The 635-nt window shown below is 78.4% G+C and carries 1 pseudogene; it reads right to left on the reverse strand.

Annotated features, from left to right (window positions below):
* Window positions 1–635 (reverse strand): annotated as a pseudogene (locus ACFWJO_RS38870) (hypothetical protein); the annotation flags it as partial.

Here is a 635-nt window from a genome sequence, read left to right on the forward strand (position 1 = left end):
ATCGACTCGGCCGCCAGGGCCGCGGCCACGGCGACGGCGGCCGGCGAGCGGCCGGCCACGTTGCCGTCCCGGTCGGTGGACGCCGGGGCCAGGGAGAGCCCGAACTTCTGGTCCTCGTGCGCGGTGGCGATGAAGTCGTGGGTGTGCGCGTGCACGCCCGGGGTCAGCCGGAGCATCACGGGGGCGCGGCGGCCGGCCTCGGCCGCGAGCGCGGCCAGGTGGGTGAGCTCGTCGAGCGAGTCCACGATGATCCGGCCCACGCCCGCCTCGAGGGCGGTGCGCAGCTCGGCGTCCGACTTGTTGTTGCCGTGCAGGCCGATGTGGGCCGGGTCGACGCCGGCGGCCGGCGCCACGGCGTGCCCGCCGGCGGCGAGCCCGTAGAGCACGTGGAACAGCCCCTGGGCGATCGCGACGGCCGCGGCGGTGCGCCACAGCGAGAGGGCGCGGCCCGCCAGGGCGGTGCAGAGCGGGGCGGCGAGGACGGCCGCGAAGGCGACCACGCCGACCTCGGGGAACCCGTGACCGGGCTCGGCGGCGGTGTGGAACAGCGCGGCCAGGGCGGTCATCGCCAGGGCCCCGGCCCAGCCCCGGGCCAGACGGGCCGGTCCACGCACGACGCGCGGACGGGGGTCCTC

Origin of the sequence: Streptomyces sp. NPDC127092 (genome assembly GCF_042722475.1) — a bacterium.
Taxonomy (GTDB): domain Bacteria; phylum Actinomycetota; class Actinomycetes; order Streptomycetales; family Streptomycetaceae; genus Streptomyces.